We start from the raw sequence: 17,003 nt of genomic DNA on the forward strand, positions 1-17,003 counted from the left end.
ACCAGGTTTTACTTGGCTTTAGATACAACGACCCTAACAGACCATTTGTATTAGGCAGCCTGTTTAACGGGCAAACAGGAGCTGGTGGAAAACCTACCAACACACACAAAAGCATTATTACACGTAGTGGGCACACACTAGAGTTTAATGATAAAGGAAACGCAGAAAGCATAACAATAACAGATAAAAAAGGCAATCATTTTATTATTGACACGGCGAATGAAACCATAACAATAAATGCCCTTAAAGACATTAATATTAATGCAGGTGAAAACTTAAATATTACTGCAGGAAAAAATATTACGGTTAATGCTGGTGAAAATATTGATGAAAATGCAGGGAAAAATATAACTACTGTGGCAGGTACTAATATTAGTCAGATTGCAGGGGCAGATTTCACTAAAAAAAGCACCAATATGAGTGAAGATATTGATGAAAATATGAATGTTTCCGCTAAGCTCTCTCAAGATATTGTTGGTCAATTAGATTTAGCTAGCACAGTAGAAAATCTAAATTTTAATAGCGCAAAAGAAGTTAAGAGCAATACTAAAGAACAATCTAACTTTCAATAGTATGGGATCTATTATAGTAAAAGCAAAAAACCTGCAAAAAATTGTAGAAGAAAACTACATAACCAAAGTTGGTAATAAACTAACTAAAACAGCAGAAGAGGTTAGCATATACACCACAGAAGGTAGTATAAATATGTATTCTAACACCTCTATTGATATAAAAGGGGAAGAAGGAACAACTTTAGGGGAATATCAAGAGCCACCAGCACTTGAACCTGAAACAAAAACAGTAGTAAATTTTAGACCAAAAACAGACTGGAAGGGTGATAATTATGGTTTTGATTGGATGAGAGCAGATATCGATGAAAAAAGACTTAGAACTAGGGCGGGTACAAAACCTCAAAAACCTTATAATGATATTGTAGGTAAATATTATGAAGAAGCTGCTTTTACAACGCTAACAACTGAAGATGCTTATAAGGGTAAACATTTTAAAACAGTATTAACTGAATATAATACTTTAAAAAACACTGAATACAAAGGGGTTTCTACAGATATTTTAATGAAAGAAGCTGATAACACAACCCCTTTGGCAAATGGCAGTAAACAAAATCGTTATGAAGCTTGGTTATCCCTATATCCAAAACAAATAAAGGACCCTTCCGATAATAGTAAATTAATAGCATCCGGCTACACAAAAAATACTAAGGCTTTACTTTCATTAGTAGTAAATACAGACGAAGCACCAGATCGTTACGCTTTTGAAGCTAATGATAATTTTACTATTAATCTAAATACAATACCTACAAGTATAGGCAGGCAAGTACTTAATGATCACCTTACTATTGAATGTGAAAAAGAGTTTGATACCGATCAAAAATTAGAATTATACGCCTACCAAACCAAAGAAGACGGCTCTGAAGATAAAAAATTAGCAGGTGTAATTAAGGTATGGGCAAATGACAACACTAAATGCAAAAAGGCTAAAATAGTTTTAGTTGCAATTAAAACTCCTATTTTTAACACAAACATAGAAAATGAAGCGGTAATAACTGATCAAAAAGATTTAATTGAAAATTACACCTTACAAGCATTGATAGAAACTGAAGTAGTACAAGAACGCTTAGATTTAAGTACCGACCCAAAATTTAATCCCCAAAATACAGTAACAATACCTTCATTAAACGGAATTACACCTCCTATTAGTGTACCAACACCTGGTATTTACACACATAACACAGGTTCTTCCAGCTTACCTTCTTATAGTATAAAATGTTATTATTCGGACAAATACACCCCATCCTATCAAGTAAACCCAAATAAACCTACTGGTTTCATATCTGTTCATGATTATTTATTTGATAAACTAAGGGATAAATTAGAATTAGAGTATCGCTTGCGTAACCCAAAAGCATCTTCATTAGAAATATCTAATGAGAGAAAGAAATATGATAACCAATATATCGCTTTCTATTTTGGAGAAAAAGGAGGTAATATTAAATTTGATAATAGCTATAGTGGTTTAAACGGATATGCTAGTGGTAAAAAAATTGTATTATTTTCCAGTAAAAATAACCAAACTACTGCTCATGAATTCTTACATGCATTTAATTTACCACACACACACGTAAATAAAGAGGCAGATTCTGATGCTAAATACACCTATGAATATAGCGAAACTGATAATTTGGTTGGTTACGCACACCATAAAGGAGTAGAACGCCGTAGCTTATGGAAATGGCAATGGGAAAAAGCGAATAATTCAATAGTATGAAAAAAATAATTTTATTAGTACTTAGTAATCTGTGTTTTTATCAATGTAAAGCTCAAAAAGTAATCATAATGCAACAAAACAACATCCCAGCAATAACTAAAGAATTTGAGGTTTTTGATACGGCTACCTTTAATAAATACAAAACAGATAGTACATCTTTTTATGTAAGTATTAAGTTAGATGAAAAAAAATATTTAGAAATGGCGAAAGGGAAAAATCAACATCATTCGTCAGAATATAATAAAGATTCCTATTTTTTTATTAATAAAATATTTTATCCTAATAATAATATAAAATTCAAAGGTGTCTACTTTAATAGTGCCTTTCCAAAAGGCATTTGGTACTATTACAATGAAGATGGTAGCTTTAGCCATGAAGTAAATTACGATGCTCCATACAAATTTAAGTGGAACGATATTCTAAAGTACTGTAAAGATCATAATATCATACTAGACAAAGGAAATATAAACGGTGGTTGGCACACCACTATTAACAGAGTTAGTGCAGAAAAAATTAAGGCATCGTTAAACGTAAAACCTATGTGGACTATTGAACATTACATATTAAACAATGAGAATACTCCTAACACTGGTAATGGCAATGTAGAAACAATTTACTTAGACGGCATTACAGGCAAAGAAATAAAACGAGAAAACAAACCTCTACCTAGAGAATAAAAGGATTCTATTTTAATAAGAACTAAAGAATGGGGGAAAACAGTTTTATAGAAAAAAACAAAACAGAAAATAACATTCTGGATAACCAATTATATACAGACCAAAAAATAAGGATAAAAAAAGAACCTTTTACTCTTTTGTCTGGACATTTATACACTCGTACTTATGGTGTAACTATACATATTACAGATGCACAAAAAGAAAAAACATCTAGAGTGCAATTTGAGACAGAAATAACATTACGTAGGTATCCAGATGAAGAATGTTTTGAATATACCATAAAAAGAGATAAAATATTTATTAATAAAAGAGCTCCAAAAAAAATAGTAGAAATATTATCTATTAAAACACAAGCTGTTTTATACCCTTTACAACTAAAAACAACGTTTAGTAATGAGCTGTTAGACATTATAAATTACGAAGAAATAATAAGGCGTTGGAAAAAAGTAAAACAGCAATTACAAAAAGAATACACAGGAAAAGCATTTACTCAATACATAACCAAATTTGAAACTAATTTATTGCAAAAACACTATTTACTAAGCTCATTTAAACAAGAGGTTTTTTACACATTATTATTTCATAATATCTATAAAGGCTATAGTACCTCTTTAGAAAAAAAAGTAGAAATGCAGTTTCCTATACTTAGCTTTAAAAACCCTTTAATTTTTAAAGCAACGCAAAAAATAAACAAATACAAAACCTATTACAATACAGCACACATAACCCTAGACTCTAAAGTGAAAAATAACACAACAGAAGCCATATTAAAGGTAGAATATGATTTAGACAGCACCTCATTTTTATTACAAAATACAATTGCAGAATGTAGCATAATACACCAAGATACACTTATAAAAAAAATAAAAGCCACAGTATATCACTTAAGAGAAAAGCCAACCGTAAGGCAATCTTTTAATGATATGGAAGACGATTTAAAACGTAGAAAAAAAGCTCAAAAAAAAGAAGAAAACAAAAGTTTAACCACTAAACAACGCTTTTACAAGTGGTTAAATAGTTAAAATAAACAGTATGGGATTAACAGGAACACTAGTGTGCCAGGGAGCAGAATGCGAATGTATGCATGGCAATATGCCAGACAAACTAATTGTAGAAACACAAAGTAAACGCTATATTAACGACCCAGAAAATAGTAATAAATTAATGGCAACCAACAAAGAGATTGGGCAACCTTTTGAGGCCAAAACCTTTGGGCAATGTAAATTACAACCAACACCAAGTGGTTACAAACCCTGCCAGCCTAATATTACAGAATGGACAGACTTTTATGATAAGATAAAACTAGAAGACAATGGTGGTTATCCTTTACTAGAAGGCAGCAAAGCTACCTGTGCAATATCTGGTGCTCCTTGTGTTAATATTACTTTTCACGGACAAACTGGTGAACCATCAGAATCTAGTTTTGAAGAAGCAGAAGAAGATGTACTATGCCAAGTAAATCCTTTGGTTAATCCTACAGAAATAAACAAAAAAGATATTTATAAGGGTATTAGTGCAGGCAAACATGACGATAATATCTATGGTTATTTTTAAAAAATAAAAAAGGATGACAAAATTAACATTACGAAGAATATTTGCTAAAAGAGAACCTGATAAAATAATTGATGACTTTCAATATTTTGAAATACCTTTAGGTGAAGAAGGCATAGTACTATATGTAAATAACCGATCTTATCTTACTGAGATTCTACGTAAGTTTGCACATGCCCCTAGAGTTCTTCAGGCTAATAAAAAAGACATTCCACATCCTGTAGATGGCGCTAATGCCATTGAAAATGTAAAATGGAGCTACATAGATCATGAATATATAGAAAACATTAAAAAGAACCCTAAGGGGATGTTTAATGACCAATGGGGTCCTTGGAAAAATGAAGGCGGCAGTTATACGGTAGCGGAATATGGTATTTTAAAACAATACGTAAAGGCTAAAAAGGTAAAAGTTGCTTTTAATAATAAAGCTCATTTAGGAAAAATATACTGGATTGAGGCCTACAATTATTATCCCGAATTCACTAATCCAAATCTAGGAGCTTTTGCTGCAATTATAGGAGATTCACAAGTACTAAATACTACTTTTTCTGCAAATAAAAATGACCCTTTTGAACAAGGTACATATAGGTATGGAGATACCGTATCTTTAACTATAAAAACACACTTAATACCAAATGTAAATACTAACTATCATGATTTTGCCATTTTTGAAATAGATATTTATGAATATGATTCAGATATAAAAGTTAATAAAACTCCTATTAGATATGTGCAAGAAAATACAGATAATCAAACAGCATATAATACAAATAATACAATTGAAATAAAAATTGAGAAAAAATGGAGAGATAAAGCAAAGCATGATAAAAATCAACTTATAAAATACTACTATGCAAAGGTAAAAGTATTACATTATAAGAATAAAGATGGAAAATTAGGTAATGAGGCAGACCCTATTAATGATGGAATTTTTTCTTCTCACTCAATAGGTTCTAAAGTACCTGTTGTTGCTCCAAATGGAGAACAAGTTGTAGTGAAAATTGAAAAAGAAGATTGGGATAAAAAACATTTTTTTCAAATAAGCATATCACATACTGAAATAGAGAACGCTGCCAACACATATACTGAGACTCTAGTTACAGAGTATAGCACTAAAGTTACAAAAGAAGAACTTAAAGGAATGCCGTTTTTTAGCGTATATTACAATACAACTTCTGAATTACTTGACCTTCGCAAGTTAGAAGTAGAAAAAATGATAGCAGAGGTTGTAAAAAATGAATATACCATTAAAAATGACGAACCCTGTAAATTCTCTGCTATACAAGTAAAAGTAAAAGGAAGAGAATTTATTGAAATTTTTAATGAAAATACCATTACTACTAAAAATTCTGATAACTCCATTAACCTATTTGAAATTGTAGCGGGAGATAAAAAAAAGAAAAAAATTACTATTACCTTAGATTGTTTAGAAGCACAACATTACCAAAGTGAAAGTAAAACTAAACCTAGATGTGATGGTGTTGGCCTTGCTGAAGGACAAAAACATAATAAAGAAAATATTTTTGACACCCAAAATTTCCCTGTACAATGGATAAGTGAAGAGGACTACACAATTAAAGATAATTCTATTGATGTGAATTTAGGTTATGAATATAACAAAGATTATGCAGACCGTATACTTAACTACTTAGCCTTTGAGCAAGACTATTTAAAAGATGGTGTTTTTAATAAAAATTTAAAAAACATATGGGTTGTAGACTACCTATTAAAAATTATAAATAAAGAAACATTATACCAAAGTTATGCTATACCTGTAAGCACTTGTAGGTATAGTAACCAAGTAGTAAAATTAAATGTGTACCCAGATATGAAATGGGTGATAAACTTTACCTATAACATAAAAGAACCCTTATATTACAACGAAACACCAACTTTATTAGCCCACAATGCTCGTAGTAGCAATGAATTTGATGACTTTTCTGGAAACATAAAACGGCAACAAGAGAAAGCCACAAAAAAACATATAGCCTCTGCTTACCAAAACCAAAAAGGTAAATTGGGCATATATGTACACTGTGAGGTTAACGGAAAAGATACTATAAAATTAGGAGGACAATTTTGGGAAAAATACCGCAAAATGCTATCACCTATTACAAGTATTATCGAATTTTTGGATGGTAAGTTAGGGGTATCTGAAGCCAAATCTATTAATGATACCAAATTAAAAACAGATTTAAACTTCAAAAAACGTAGTATTGCAAAACAATCAGAATTACCTGTTAGCTTTGAGTTAATGGCACCTAGTATAGGTTTTGGAGTAGGTATAGGCTATGGCGAAAGTAATGGTGCTATAGTAGATTGGGAATTAGAAGGTCGTATTATAGCAGACCCAGTTATAGGCGCTAAAGTAAGGTTAGATCTGTTGGCATTGGGTAGTAAGTTAAAACCTTGGGGCATTATTTTAGATGTTTTGGATCTTACAGTATGGGCAGCAGAAGCCTTTTCTAGAGGGAATTTAGTGGTAGATTATAGAATAGATATTGTTTTTGAGTCGCAAATAAAGCTGGTAGGCAAAAAAACAGGGACAGACCCTAAAACGGGCGAACCACAATATGAGAAACACGCTAATCTAAAGTATAACTTTACCAACGGTTATCTAGATCCTAATTTCTCTTTACAAGGAAGAATTGAAGGAAGTATTGAGATGAGTGCTAAAATTAAGGCTAAAGCTAATATAAAGGATTCAAGACTACAAGTTCAAGCAGAACTTGACATAGGAGTAAAAGGAACCTCCTATGTAACTATGACTGCACCAACAAAACTAAATAATAAAGGCAACTTAGATGTAGATTGCCATTTTTCTGGAGTTCAATTCGAAGCGTGGGTTAATATAGGGTTGTCCATAGAAATTAATGCAGATGAAGATAAAAGTAAAAAGCCATATATTTCTAAAAAAATAATTGATGCTGCTCCACTTAATTTTACAATTGAACTTTAATCAATATGCGACTAAATATTTTAACTTCCATAATAGCCTCAATACTAATGTATAGTTGCGGTAATAAACAAGCAAATAAAAATTTTCAAATAAAACAAAAAACAAATATGAATAATAAAATATATGCCATAAATTATGATTGCTTTATGCCCTATAGTATTTATGTAAATAATGTAAGGCTTCGTCATAATAAAGATTGGTATGTGCAATCAAGTGGTTTTATATTTTTAAACCCATTTATTGCTGAATCTGGAGATCAAAACATTTTGATAAATTTAAGAAATCCGCTAAATGACTTTGATGCTATTAAAGATTTAAAAAAATATAATCTAGAGTTGTATGAGACGGATAACATCAAAAACATAGATGGTCTTACTTTAATCAAAAAAGTAAATTTTACCGAACAAAAATTCATTAATGAAGGAACCGTTTACAATTTAAATTTCAATGCTGAGATTTCATATAACAGTAAAGAAATAGATTTGAGTACTTCAAAAGATTTAACAAAAATAGACTCTGATGTATTACTAAAGAAAGTAGTTGCATTTTATAATGATTTTGGAAAAATCATTAATAATGGTAATATAGAAGCCTATAAAAAACTGTTTGATAATGCACACCAAAGAGAGATTGTTTCTATGTATTATAATGAAAAAGAAGCAAATGAGATGATTGATAAATTGTCAAACAGAATAGCACTAAGTAAAGGAAATCTAATGCCTTTAGAAGATTATCAAATGTATGTTCACCCAAATGGGAAAATCGTAGAATTACGGACATCGGATAATAAATCTCCTTTATACAGTGAAGATGATAAAAAAGTAAGACGGTTTGGAGTCTATCTTCATATGCCAAAAGATTCTAACAAATTAGAAGTCTATTAAATGTTTAAACCAAAACATATTATGGCGAAAGTGATAGTGCTATAGTAGATTGGGAGTTAGAAGGTCGTATTATAGCAGACCCCGTTATAGGCGCCAAAGTTAGGCTATGTTTTCTGGTATTAGTACAGTTAAAGGCGAACCCATAAGGGCTAGCAAACAAAAAGCCAAACATAAATGCCTTAAGGATAATCTTTTTAATAAAAAAAAATTGCTATTTGGTACTGGCAAAGAAATTAATTTAAGTGATGAGTTTGTTGCCGCTGTAGAAGAAATAAGCAAATTTACTCGTGAAAATGACACAACATACCCCTATAGTGTTATAAATCCAAAGATACAAGAGTTTGACACCATAAGAACAGCTATAGGCTTAGTATCCAACGCATTGCCCATATCTAAAGCATATAAAATGACACAAAGTTTAATTAGCTACCTAGCAGATGCGTTTAGCGGTTCTGCTTTGGTGGTACCTGCCTCAAATTTGTATAATTTAAGAGGCCCAGTTAACCTCTCTAAAGTAACATATCAATTGTATGAAAATAAGCAAGGACAAAATGGTCTATATTACTATAAAAAAAGTGATGATAAAATAACTTATGATGAAATCATAATAAAAATATAATGAAAAAAATACTACTTATATTCTTAACTCTACATTTAGTTGCCTGTACAAGTTACCCAGAAGAACCACCATATTTAGTGGGCAAGGAGCATTTTACACTAGACACTGTTACAAAAATAGCACCCTATACGTATACAAATACTGTAGCAACAGAAGACAGCTACTTTACCCATTACTTGCCCCAAGATCTAGAATATAGCAAGAGCTCTAAAAAATGGGATATTATTGATGAAAAATATAAGGCACTAATGTTTTATGGCATAGATACAAAAGGAAATAAGGTATACATCAACAGAAACATTACAAAATGGCATTATAAAAAAGTGGAAGGAATAATGGAAATAGCCACATTTTTTGAGATTCTAAAAAAAGAAGGAGTGCTAAAAAAGGAGTGTGAGGTGCTTATCAATAACGCTGACAAAAAACTTAACTCTAGGTATATTTTATTGCGCTATAAAGGTGTAAAGCATGATATAACTTTAACTAAAAAAGAAATTCGTATAGCATCCTATCCAGAGGTAGACCAACCCTATTGGGAAAGTCAAGGGCAATTTATGCCAGATACCCCAACAGAAAAAGTAAAAAAATGGTTAAAAGAAAATAGGTAAGCTATTATCTTTTTAAAAAAAGTTACTATGAGTAGTATAAAATTTGGCATCTACACTCCTCCCGAGGAAGAAAAAAAGGAAAATAAAATAGATGTTATTGTTAGTGTATTTTTTGATGGTACTTTAAATAATAAAGCGAATACTACCTCTAGAATAAATGATGATAGTAAATACACTTGGCTTAATACAAAAGGTGACACAAGCTATGAAAATGACTACTCTAACATAGCTCGTCTAGAAATGAACTATAACGCGCAAGTTAAACCACAAGAAACAAATAGTGATCATAAAATTATTGCTTACGAAACTCATAACATAAATGTGTATGTAGAAGGTATTGGTACAAGAGATGGTGGCGATGACCTAGATGCTAAATACGGTACAATAACAGGTATGGGACTTTTTGGTGCTAAGGCAAAAGCTGAAAAAAGTTTTAAATTGATTTTAAAAAAATTAAATAAAATAAATCTAAATGAAGGTACTATTATCAACAAAATTAGTGTAGATGCTTATGGTTTTAGTCGTGGTGCGGCGGCTGCACGCCATTTTCTAAATAGTTGTAATGGCAGAAAAAAAGCAACATTAGAGCGCAATTACAAAGAAGAAAATGGACAAAAAGTATATACTGATGAAGAAAATGGTTGGTTCGATGGAATTAGCACCGAAGAATACCAAGAATATACTTATGGTGGTGACTTAGGCGTCTATTTAAAAGAAAAAGGAATTAAATTTAGCAAAGTAGAATTACGCTTTGCAGGACTATTTGATACAGTACCATCCATCGGAGTTTTTTCTCATGAAAACGATCACAAACAATTACAATTAAGCCTTCCATCAAAATTAAAAAAAGCAGTACATATTACAGCTACTGATGAACACCGTAAAAATTTTGAATTACGTCAAATTTCTGGCGCTAGCTTAACTTCATCAAAACGAGTAGAAATTAATTTACCAGGAGTGCACTCAGATATTGGAGGTGGCTATAATGATGCTAAAGAAGAAAAGATTCGTTTATCATCAAGCAGAAGTGAAGCAATTATTTTAGATGATAAAAATTGGCTAATTTCTCAAGGCTGGTATACCAAAAATGATTTAAAAATTACAGAAGTAGACACCTCTTATGAATCTGAATTTCTAGGTAAAGTAGAACAAAAAAATTACACATTACACGGCTACAAAACCCGCATTAGTAATAAATATTCATTTATTCCTTTACATTTAATGAAGGATTATGCTGAAAAAATACATAAAAACCTATTTAAGCCTAAGATTAATACTAGTTTTAAAATTTCTGGAGATACATTAAGCGCAGCAAATGAACGTATAAATGATTACATAAAGAAAAGAGATGAAATTCCGCATGATTTAACTAGTTCTGAGGTTGCACAAAAAGATATTTCATTAATTAAAAAGTTACGTTATCATCATTTTCATTTTTCAGCATCTTTAGATATGGGTATGGCCCCAGAAGGCTATGCTAATAACAGAAAAAGAACTATATATTAACAGAATGAATAAAATAACGCTAATTGTTTGCATACTAATAAGCTTAACAAGTTGTATGAAAAAATATGAATGGATGCCTACAGAGTGTGCCCCAAAAAATTACCCTGTAGAGATTTATAAAGGAGAATTTTATTTAGACGATGCTAAAACCAATAGTATTTATATCCCATCTGGCAAAGTAGTAAATAATAGTTGGGGAGAGGGGTTATCTACTCATATTTCTGGTGACCTAGAAAAGCAAGTACCTAAACATTTACGAATTGCTTGGTTTTCGTATACCGAAAACAAATTTTACCTTTTAGACACTCCTTTGCCTTATAAAAAAATAGACTCTATTTTTAGTAAAGGCAGCTATAATTGGACAGAAAAAAAACAAGATTATTCATTTGATTTATCCGTAGGTATGGCTCCTGGCGGTAAACTAGCTCTTTTTATGCTTGCCCCTGGCTACAACGTAAATGTTGCTAGCTTTTTAGCAGAAGAAACTAATAAAATACCTTGGATTCAGTTTTTAAAAATGCAAGGTGGTAATACCGATATTAAAAGAGAAGAACTTTTAAAAGTTGTTTTAGATTTTGAACTTACCCCAGAATTTAGAGAACAAATTAAAGAAAAAGGTATTCCTTTTGGGTTATGGGATGCATATGAGACAAAGTACACTACACAACTACAATTTAAATCTCCTAGCAGAAAATTAAAATATTTAATTACACACCACCTTAACGGTGAGTTAAATACTTATAAGAATCAATATTTAAATACTTTACAAGATAAACAGTCCTGGGCAGGTGTACATAAAATAGGTTTAGGATGGCAATCTCCAGAAGGAGAAGACTATGGCAGCGTGTTTACATTTAAAAAAGAACAAGTATTAGATGCATATAATGAGACTAATACAGATAATGTATCATTTGTTATAGATGTAAATTCAGAAAACAGAGATAGTGTAAAAATTTATATCAAAAGTGGAGAATATCAAAAATTATTAATCCCTATAGATACCAAATTTTGGAAAGAATAATTCATAAAAAATGAATACAGTTAAAACTAAAAAAACATACAATACCTATACGCTGCAAGCTAATGATAGCCTAGAGATTCTTGCGCACAAGTTTAGTTTATCTGTAAATGAAATCTGTAATTTTCACAATAAGCAATCTGGTTCAAAAAAAAATATCTCTGTTGCAAATGGTATTCCTTTTCACGTTTCTAAAATATTTTTACCTGTAACAGCAAAAATTAGTAAAACAAAAAAAAATAATATATTAAACTCACCTATTTCGTTAAGTAACCAAAATAGTTTACGTTGTAATTTTAATATATTAAACCACAATTATGGCATAGTTTTATATATAAAAACACACAAAGAAACAAAAAGAATACATTACACTGCTGCTATAAATTATGATGAAGAACATGATTATACATATGACCTTGTATTAAAGAAAAATGAAGTATACGTAGATTGTAAAATACCCAATTTATTAGCCGAAGATTTTGCTATAAGTTTAGCAAAACCATTATACCCAATTAACACTAAAATAAATAAAAAAGGAAAGTTAATAGGTGTAACTAACCAGAAATAAATTTTTAAACGTTGGGAAAAAGCAAAACCAAAAATTTTAAACTATTTTAAGTCTCCCTTTGCTGATGAGCAAATACAAATAGCTAACAAAGCTTACCAAAGTACTATTGCTATAGAGAAAGCTATACAACGAGATATTTTTTTTACACTTTACTTTTCTGGAGTATATAATAAATACCTCTCTAAATTAGAAATATCCAACACAGTAAACATACCTTTTTACCCTTTTATAACAGCTATACAATACCAAGTAAAGCAAACAATACAACCATTTTTAAACGCAAACAATAATATTGTTATGCAACAATTTGGTACAGTATGTGACAAAAGATCTAGTAAGGACATAGAAAAAAATAAAGACCTACCCTACTTTAAAGGCACACCCTTAGAAGGAGATTTGGATGTTACCTATGAGTTTTGCAATAAAAATTACACCATAAAGAGTATAATTGGTACAATAACATTGGTATTAAATAAGAAATTAGATAAAAAAATAACCATAGAAGCCTACCACTTAACATAATATATAATACTATGAGCGAAAAACATATAGTTTGCCACCAAGCTTCTTGTAAGTGTATGCAAGGTACTATGCCAGATAAATTATTGGTAAACACGCAGACAAAACATTATATAAATGATAGTAGTATGAGTAACAAACTTATTGCCACTAACAAAGAAATAGGCCAACCTTTTGAAAAAAATACTTTTGGCCAATGTAAATTACAACCAACACCTGGCGGGTACAAGCCTTGCCAACCTACTATTACAGAGTGGACAGGTTTTTATAAAGATATTACCCTAGACGAAAATAGCGGTAACCCATTGTTAGAAGACAGTATGGCTACCTGTGCAATTGCTGGGGCGCCCTGTGTAGAAATTACAGACCATGGACAAATAGCAGAAGTTGTAGCGCAGAATATAAGCAATGCTAATGAAGATACACTTGCGCAAATTAATCCTCTTACCCCAATGAGTAGTGATAATGCCCAAAACATTAACCTTAAAGTTAGCTAAGTATGCACCTAAAAACAATTATTAATGGTAAAGTTGTAAAAAGTTCTTCTACAGACGCAAACAAACCTACTATTGTAGATTTACATTTAAATAAAACTACCACTATAGACCTAGAAGTTAAAAACATACCAAGTACTTTTTGGCTTAAAAAGGCTAAAAAAGAATTTAGATGGGAAATTACAAACAATCATAATTGTGTAGATATAGATGATTATACTGGTGGTGTAAAAGCAGAACTAAAACTTAGCAAAAGCAATGCAGGCTCAAAAGAAAACCCCTCTATAATAACTGTTTGTGCAGACGATTTAGAAGATAACTCTACTGTGGGCAACATTACAATTAACTGTAGTGCAGATAGTAAAATTACAAATACAGGGTGGACGGTAAAAGAGTGTAGAAGCCACCAATTGGTATACTTAACAATAGACCAAGAAGGGTTTTATGATCATGATGTAATTGTAAAAGTATACAACCAAAAAGACACTGCAACACCCATACATACTTTTCCAAAGTTATTGCTAAAATCTGGCACCAATAGTCTAGATCTTAGAGTAAGCAATACCACTAAAGAACCAAAAATACTTTACTATACTATAACCCACTTAAACAGAGTTATTTATAGTGGTAGTGATGCCAATATGCTACTTACTGTTGCTGTTATAGACTATTTAAATAATGACGACAAAGAGTACCCTAGCAACCTTACCCCTGTTACCATACATAGCGAAGAATATTTTACTCAAAAATATGAACCTTGTAAATACTCTAAAATAGAAGCAGAGTATGGTAATGAAAAACCATTTATAATATTTGATGAGGAAGAAGCTTGCTCTAACCCGTCTGATAATATTAAAAGAAGAATATTAGGCGGTAACAATATAAAAAAGTTAAATATTACATTGTCAAAATTAGCAACAGACCAATGTAAGTTAAACTTAATAGAAAATAGAGAATCTCATAAATTCAGAGCTTTTGATGTATCAGAACTAGATAAATTAAACGTTGAGTATTGCCCTAGTGAACAAATTGAAGATCAGTTAGAGGTTAGTTTAGCCTATCCCTACAAACATCTAGATGATTTATGGGAGTTCTTTTTAAAATATAATCATTATACATTCATGGTACCAGAGCTACATACTATTCTGGTAGATTTACCTATAAACACCTGTCGTTATAGTAAACGTATAACGTTTGACTTGGTTCCTGACGTGTCATGGGCATATAACTTTAAATGGGGTGATCCAGAAAAAGAAAGAATTTCTGAGGATAGAAAAAAGGAACTTGTTAAAAAATACGGGAAAGAAATAGTTTCCAACTTACAGAAAAATAATGTTTATTATGAAGACCTAGAACTTCCGCTTTATGATGGTGGCTTTGACAGTGATATTGAAATAATTGTAAACTGGATAGATGAGCAAAACTTTTTTATAAAAGATTTACTTAATCACCTCCACATCAACAAAACCACAATAAATATTGTAACTAGTTACGTTAGAGTTACTGCAAAGGATTTTAAGTTTGGTTGTTATGCACTGTACAGCTACGATGATAAAGGAAAACATCCATCCGTTTTAAACTATACAGAGAAGTATCCTTCAATAGGAAAAACAGTTGTTGCAGCTTCTGTGGCTGTAGCTCTTTTAGTAGATATATTATTATTAGTATTTACACGAGGTAAAAATTTACCAGCGTTGTTAGATAAGGCTCAAAAAGTATTTAAAATATCTAGAACAATAGCAGGTATGGCAGGGGCTAACACTTATAACAAAAATGAAGAAGGCTTAAAGCTTGTAATGCCCCAAATAGCCATATCTAGTGGCTCTGGCTATAAAAAACAAGAAGATGGCTCTACAAACCTAATCTCAGAAATTACAATTACAGGCGCCCCACTTTTTGCTATTGGTGACTACCAAAAGTACACTATAGGAAAGTTTGTTTCTAGCATTACTGGTCTTGGAGGTTTTTTTAAAGATTTTCATGGTATTGTAGGAACTATCCAAACTGTAAAATCAATAGTTAGCCCAATAAAAGGGAAGCTTATGCCAACAAAGCAAGCTAAAGGAAAAATCTCTGTTGGTTTTGATTTAAGAGACCTAAGAAACAAAGTCTACGAAATACAAGATGATATTGAAGAAAGTATCAGTGAGTTTATTCAAAAACATTTTGGCCCACAAATAGAGATGATTGTTGGTTTTGAAGGTTATTATGACGCGCATATAAATTTAAAAACAAACATAGACACACAAGCTTTTGATCTTTTTGATGGCATTAACCATTACCTAGATAAAGGAGAAGTAACTTTTGGAAAAAAACAAGGAATAAATGCCTACATAAGAATTGATGCCACATTAGAAGACAGAGAAATAGCATACAGTAAACTAAATAGATATATTCCAGATTTTTTAAAGGATTGGACTGGTAAAGAATTTGCGGATATATCTGCAGAAGCAGAAGTAAGTGCCGCACTAACTGGCAACCTTTATTTTGAGCGTACTTATAGTTATAATATTGTTACCGCCGCTGTTGCCGCAGCAGAAAATATTGTAAGTCAGTCATTTAAAACACCAAAAGATGTGGTAACTGGACCTGGTGCAAAAGCAGGACTATTAAAAATGCCACATTACCGCGATAATTATATCTTTACAGGCTTGATTGGGGAGGTAATAGTTATAATAAAAGTAGAGTATGAGAAAGAAAGAGATTACAAAAAAGATGTATCTAACGGTACAGATAATGATGGAAAAACTAAACCTGTAGTACTAAAACTAATTCCTGAATTTGTAATTCCAGGAAAACTTATCCCAGTGTTTGATACTGCAACTAAAACAATTTAATGATGATTTTTAAAAAATATATAATATTACTATTATGTGCTACAACCTTAACAAGCTGCGCACAAAACACTAAAACTACCAAAAATATGAACACTGCAGACCAAGACAGTATTACCATACATAATGTTACAGATAAAATGTGGCAAGCTATGCCTAATTATAATGAGCAACCTATGTATTTACTGCGTATAAATCAAGAGTATTGTACCTACGAGATTTTGGTAAATGACATCCCCATAAAAGAATATTACAGAAGTGGTAAACTGGCTACAGCCATAAAAATAAACAGAGGTATATTAAAAAGTGGTACACAAAAGGTTACCATACGCATGTACCCCTATGGAGATTTACTACAACAAGAATTTGGAGAAGATCAGCCTTATATGAACACCTTAAAAAAAGGCAGCGCTATGCTTGTAGAGGTTGTAAAAGTGCCAGATTGGAAAAATTACAGCATATCTAAAGAAGAATCTATTA

The 17,003-nt window shown here is 31.2% G+C and carries 14 protein-coding genes and 2 pseudogenes; all 16 read left to right on the plus strand.

Annotated elements, in window-relative coordinates:
- Positions 1 to 572 (plus strand): annotated as a pseudogene (locus M4I21_RS17845) (Vgr family protein); the annotation flags it as partial.
- 1 nt (position 573) lies between these two features.
- Positions 574 to 2,286: a zinc metalloprotease gene (locus M4I21_RS17850; RefSeq protein ID WP_249560594.1), complete on the plus strand. Its 1,713-nt coding sequence runs from the start codon at positions 574 to 576 to the stop codon at positions 2,284 to 2,286.
- A 68-nt stretch (positions 2,287 to 2,354) separates the two neighbouring features.
- Positions 2,355 to 2,963 carry a hypothetical protein gene (locus tag M4I21_RS17855; protein ID WP_249560595.1) on the plus strand — a complete coding sequence of 203 codons (609 nt, stop codon included), beginning with the start codon at positions 2,355 to 2,357 and terminating at the stop codon, positions 2,961 to 2,963.
- 29 nt (positions 2,964 to 2,992) lie between these two features.
- Positions 2,993 to 3,985, plus strand: a complete 993-nt coding sequence (locus M4I21_RS17860; protein WP_249560596.1) for a hypothetical protein — start codon at positions 2,993 to 2,995, stop codon at positions 3,983 to 3,985.
- 10 nt (positions 3,986 to 3,995) lie between these two features.
- Positions 3,996 to 4,517: a DUF4280 domain-containing protein gene (locus tag M4I21_RS17865; protein WP_249560597.1), complete on the plus strand. Its 522-nt coding sequence runs from the start codon at positions 3,996 to 3,998 to the stop codon at positions 4,515 to 4,517.
- A gap of 13 nt (positions 4,518 to 4,530) precedes the next feature.
- Complete coding sequence (locus tag M4I21_RS17870; RefSeq protein WP_249560598.1) at positions 4,531 to 7,473, plus strand: hypothetical protein; 2,943 nt, start codon at positions 4,531 to 4,533, stop codon at positions 7,471 to 7,473.
- 107 nt (positions 7,474 to 7,580) lie between these two features.
- On the plus strand, positions 7,581 to 8,357 hold the full coding sequence (locus M4I21_RS17875; protein ID WP_249560599.1) for a hypothetical protein: 777 nt from the start codon (positions 7,581 to 7,583) through the stop codon (positions 8,355 to 8,357).
- A 106-nt stretch (positions 8,358 to 8,463) separates the two neighbouring features.
- The gene (locus tag M4I21_RS17880) at positions 8,464 to 8,976 is read left to right on the plus strand and encodes a hypothetical protein (RefSeq protein WP_249560600.1); all 513 of its coding nucleotides are present in this window, start codon (positions 8,464 to 8,466) and stop codon (positions 8,974 to 8,976) included.
- Positions 8,976 to 9,584, plus strand: a complete 609-nt coding sequence (locus M4I21_RS17885; RefSeq protein ID WP_249560601.1) for a hypothetical protein — start codon at positions 8,976 to 8,978, stop codon at positions 9,582 to 9,584. The genes M4I21_RS17880 and M4I21_RS17885 overlap by 1 nt, the downstream gene beginning before the upstream one ends.
- Positions 9,585 to 9,611: 27 nt before the next feature.
- Positions 9,612 to 11,090 carry a phospholipase effector Tle1 domain-containing protein gene (locus tag M4I21_RS17890; RefSeq protein ID WP_249560602.1) on the plus strand — a complete coding sequence of 493 codons (1,479 nt, stop codon included), beginning with the start codon at positions 9,612 to 9,614 and terminating at the stop codon, positions 11,088 to 11,090.
- A gap of 55 nt (positions 11,091 to 11,145) precedes the next feature.
- On the plus strand, positions 11,146 to 12,111 hold the full coding sequence (locus M4I21_RS17895) for a DUF2931 family protein (protein WP_249560603.1): 966 nt from the start codon (positions 11,146 to 11,148) through the stop codon (positions 12,109 to 12,111).
- A 10-nt stretch (positions 12,112 to 12,121) separates the two neighbouring features.
- Complete coding sequence (locus M4I21_RS17900) at positions 12,122 to 12,676, plus strand: hypothetical protein (protein WP_249560604.1); 555 nt, start codon at positions 12,122 to 12,124, stop codon at positions 12,674 to 12,676.
- A 297-nt stretch (positions 12,677 to 12,973) separates the two neighbouring features.
- Positions 12,974 to 13,198 carry a hypothetical protein gene (locus tag M4I21_RS17905; protein WP_249560605.1) on the plus strand — a complete coding sequence of 75 codons (225 nt, stop codon included), beginning with the start codon at positions 12,974 to 12,976 and terminating at the stop codon, positions 13,196 to 13,198.
- Positions 13,199 to 13,209: 11 nt separating this feature from the next.
- Complete coding sequence (locus M4I21_RS17910; protein ID WP_249560606.1) at positions 13,210 to 13,692, plus strand: DUF4280 domain-containing protein; 483 nt, start codon at positions 13,210 to 13,212, stop codon at positions 13,690 to 13,692.
- A 2-nt stretch (positions 13,693 to 13,694) separates the two neighbouring features.
- A complete protein-coding gene (locus M4I21_RS17915; protein WP_249560607.1) occupies positions 13,695 to 16,526 on the plus strand; it encodes a hypothetical protein in 2,832 nt (943 codons plus the stop codon).
- A pseudogene (locus tag M4I21_RS17920) lies at positions 16,526 to 17,003 on the plus strand (hypothetical protein); the annotation flags it as partial. The gene M4I21_RS17915 and the pseudogene M4I21_RS17920, both read left to right, overlap by 1 nt.

It is taken from the genome of Cellulophaga sp. 20_2_10, assembly GCF_023476645.1.
GTDB lineage: Bacteria > Bacteroidota > Bacteroidia > Flavobacteriales > Flavobacteriaceae > Cellulophaga.

Bases quoted from the DNA above. Each gene is read 5' to 3' on its own strand.
- M4I21_RS17860 (WP_249560596.1), top strand. From the start codon at position 2,993: ATGGGGGAAAACAGTTTTATAGAAAAAAACAAAACAGAAAATAACATT.
- M4I21_RS17885 (WP_249560601.1), top strand. From the start codon at position 8,976: ATGAAAAAAATACTACTTATATTCTTAACTCTACATTTAGTTGCCTGT.
- M4I21_RS17880 (WP_249560600.1), top strand. From the start codon at position 8,464: ATGTTTTCTGGTATTAGTACAGTTAAAGGCGAACCCATAAGGGCTAGC.
- M4I21_RS17870 (WP_249560598.1), top strand. From the start codon at position 4,531: ATGACAAAATTAACATTACGAAGAATATTTGCTAAAAGAGAACCTGAT.
- M4I21_RS17890 (WP_249560602.1), top strand. From the start codon at position 9,612: ATGAGTAGTATAAAATTTGGCATCTACACTCCTCCCGAGGAAGAAAAA.
- M4I21_RS17850 (WP_249560594.1), top strand. From the start codon at position 574: ATGGGATCTATTATAGTAAAAGCAAAAAACCTGCAAAAAATTGTAGAA.
- M4I21_RS17900 (WP_249560604.1), top strand. From the start codon at position 12,122: ATGAATACAGTTAAAACTAAAAAAACATACAATACCTATACGCTGCAA.
- M4I21_RS17855 (WP_249560595.1), top strand. From the start codon at position 2,355: ATGCAACAAAACAACATCCCAGCAATAACTAAAGAATTTGAGGTTTTT.
- M4I21_RS17915 (WP_249560607.1), top strand. From the start codon at position 13,695: ATGCACCTAAAAACAATTATTAATGGTAAAGTTGTAAAAAGTTCTTCT.
- M4I21_RS17905 (WP_249560605.1), top strand. From the start codon at position 12,974: ATGCAACAATTTGGTACAGTATGTGACAAAAGATCTAGTAAGGACATA.
- M4I21_RS17865 (WP_249560597.1), top strand. From the start codon at position 3,996: ATGGGATTAACAGGAACACTAGTGTGCCAGGGAGCAGAATGCGAATGT.
- M4I21_RS17910 (WP_249560606.1), top strand. From the start codon at position 13,210: ATGAGCGAAAAACATATAGTTTGCCACCAAGCTTCTTGTAAGTGTATG.
- M4I21_RS17895 (WP_249560603.1), top strand. From the start codon at position 11,146: ATGAAAAAATATGAATGGATGCCTACAGAGTGTGCCCCAAAAAATTAC.
- M4I21_RS17875 (WP_249560599.1), top strand. From the start codon at position 7,581: ATGAATAATAAAATATATGCCATAAATTATGATTGCTTTATGCCCTAT.